1 protein-coding gene and 1 pseudogene are annotated in these 3,088 nt (G+C 64.4%); both read right to left on the bottom strand.

Going from position 1 to position 3,088, the window contains the following annotated elements; genetic code table 11:
* Positions 1 to 415 (bottom strand): annotated as a pseudogene (locus WA702_RS21250) (cell wall hydrolase); the annotation flags it as partial.
* Positions 416 to 797: 382 nt separating this feature from the next.
* Positions 798 to 3,088: pyruvate, phosphate dikinase (ppdK, locus tag WA702_RS21245; RefSeq protein ID WP_425112516.1), on the bottom strand; the 2,291-nt coding region annotated here is incomplete at its 5' end.

The raw sequence follows: 3,088 nt of genomic DNA, 5'->3' as shown, positions 1-3,088 counted from the left end.
GCTGATCGGTCGCGGCAGGCGCCGGCGGCGCGATCACGAGACGATCACCCTTCAAGGTGCGATCGACCTTGGGAAAATCGGAGGCCTGATAGCGCGACGGCGACTGCAGCGCCGGATTCCGTGGGATCGTCCCGGTGACGTCGGAATGCCTGACGTTGAGGCTTGCAAGTTGATAGGTCGCGCTCTGCGGTGCGGCCGTTCCAACCGGAAGGCTGAAGCTGTAGGTCGCGAGCTGCACGGAGGCCGCGGCCGAGAACACCCGCTGCTGCCAGCGCTCAGCGACACCGGGCTGGCGGGCAAGCAGGGACGCGATGTCTTGATACCCGGTCTCTGTCGGCATCAAAGCGAAGATGCAGAGACCGAGTCCGAAGGACGCGAACCGCGCGCCCTTCGGACTGGAACGCATAACTAACATCGATACGCTCAACGCAACACTTACTCAGGAAGATCGAAGGCAGTTCATCCGTGCAATTCGATCGTATCCCTTCGTAATCTGTTTAGGTTGCTGGGGAGTTAATCGGCGTTGCAGGCGTGAGACAGGCAAGCCGCCAGGTTGCAGTGGAACCCGCTATCAAAAAGCTTGGTAAACAGGGGCGCGACGAAAACAGTAAATTTCGGGTCAATGAAGACGATGAAGAAAGCTTTGCGGACACCGGGGTCGTGCGGATGCACGCGAGCGCGCGTGAACGCACGTCAAGATGAATTGGCTGCCCTTTGAAGAAGCGAGTTCCGCTCAATGCATGAAAAAGGCCGGCAACACATGCCGGCCTTTGTCTCATGAGCCGATGGGCTGCGCGTCACGCCTGGCTCGCGATCTCCTTGCCGAGCGCAGCCTGTGCGGCAGCAAGCCGCGCGATCGGCACGCGATAGGGCGAGCACGAGACGTAGTCCATGCCGATCTGATGGCAGAACGCGACCGAGGCCGGATCGCCGCCATGCTCGCCGCAGATACCGACCTTGATGCCGGCGCGTGTCTTGCGGCCGCGCTCGACGCCGATCTTGACCAGCTCGCCGACGCCGGTGCGATCAATCGAGATGAACGGATCGACCTCCAGAATGCCCTTGTTGATGTAGGTGCCGAGGAAGCTCGCGGCGTCGTCGCGGCTGATGCCGAACGTGGTCTGCGTCAGATCGTTGGTGCCGAACGAGAAGAACTCGGCGGTCTCTGCGATCTCGCCGGCCATCAGTGCTGCGCGCGGCAGCTCGATCATGGTGCCGACCTGGTATTCGAGCTCGACGCCGGTCTCGCGCGACACATCCTTCGCCATCGCATCGATGCGCGCCTTGACCAGGTCGAACTCGGCCTTGGTCGCAATCAGCGGCACCATCACCTCGAGGCCGACCGCCTCGCCGGTGCGCTTCTCCGCTTCCACAGCGGCCTCGAAGATTGCGCGTGCCTGCATCTCCGCGATCTCCGGATAGGCGATCGCGAGACGGCAACCGCGGAAGCCGAGCATCGGGTTGAATTCGGAAAGCTCGCGGGCGCGGTCGGCAAGCCGGCGCGGATCGGTGTTCATCGCGCGCGCGACCTCCTCGACCTCGGCTTGCGTGTGCGGCAGGAACTCGTGCAGCGGCGGATCGAGCAGCCGGATCGTGACCGGCAGCCCCTTCATTATCTCGAACAGCTCGACGAAATCGGCACGCTGCATCGGCAGCAGCTTGGCCAGCGCCGCGCGCCGCGTCTGCTCGTCCTCGGCGAGGATCATCTCGCGCACGGTGCGGATGCGGGTTTCCTCGAAGAACATGTGCTCGGTGCGGCACAGTCCGATGCCCTCGGCGCCGAATTTGATCGCGGTGCGCGCGTCCGCCGGCGTGTCGGCATTGACGCGCACGCCGGTCTTGCGCACCTCGTCGGCCCAGCCCATCAAGGTGCCGAACTCGCCGGACAGCTCCGGCTCGATCATCGGCATGCGCCCTGCCAGCACCTGGCCGTTCGAGCCGTCGATGGTGATGATGTCGCCGGTCTTGAAGCTGCGATGGCCGATGCTCATGGTGCCACGGCCGTAGTCGACGCGGACGCTGCCGCAGCCGGAGACGCAGGGCTTGCCCATGCCACGCGCGACCACCGCCGCATGCGAGGTCATGCCGCCGCGCGTCGTGAGGATGCCCTCCGCCGCGTGCATGCCGTGGATGTCCTCCGGCGAGGTCTCGATGCGGACCAGGATCACCTTGCGCCCGTCGGCCTGCAGCTTCGCAGCCTCCTCCGAGGAGAAAACGATTTCACCGGACGCGGCGCCGGGAGACGCCGGCAGGCCGGTCGCGATCACGTCGCGCTGCGCGGAGGGATCGATGGTCGGATGCAACAGCTGGTCGAGCGAAGCCGGCTCGACCCGCAGTACCGCATCCTTCTCCGAGATCAGGCCCTCACTGGCGAGTTCGACCGCGATGCGCAGCGCGGCTTTCGCCGTGCGCTTGCCGTTGCGGGTTTGCAGCATCCACAATTTGCCGCGCTCGACCGTGAACTCCATGTCCTGCATGTCGCGGTAGTGCTTCTCGAGCAGCCTGTAGATCCGCGTCAGTTCCTTGAACGCCTCCGGCATCGCGCTTTCCATCGACGGCTTGTCGGAGCCGGACTCCTGGCGCGATTCTTCAGTGATCTCCTGCGGCGTGCGGATGCCGGCCACGACGTCCTCGCCCTGCGCGTTGATCAGGAACTCGCCATAGAGCTTGGCCTCGCCGGTCGAGGGATTGCGGGTGAAGGCGACGCCGGTCGCCGAGGTCTCGCCCATGTTGCCGAACACCATGGCCTGCACATTGACGGCGGTGCCCCAGGATTCCGGAATGTCGTGCAGCCTGCGATAGGTCACCGCGCGCGCGTTCATCCAGGATGAGAAGACGGCCCCGATCGCGCCCCACAGCTGGTCGTGCGGATCCTGCGGAAAATCCTTGCCGGTCTCGTGCGCGACCGCTTCCTTGTACTTGCCGACCAGTCGCTCCCAATCCTCGGCGGAGAGGTCGGTGTCGAGCGTGTAGCCCTGGCTGTCCTTGAAGGTGTCGAGGATGTCCTCGAAATGATGATGCTCGAAGCCGAGCACCACGTCCGAATACATCGTGATGAAGCGGCGATAGCTGTCATAGGCGAAGCGCC

The organism is Bradyrhizobium sp. (genome assembly GCF_049798375.1).
Lineage (GTDB): Bacteria > Pseudomonadota > Alphaproteobacteria > Rhizobiales > Xanthobacteraceae > Bradyrhizobium.
The sequence above is the reverse complement of the archived record's forward strand: the minus strand, read 5'-3'. Positions and strand labels throughout refer to the sequence as shown.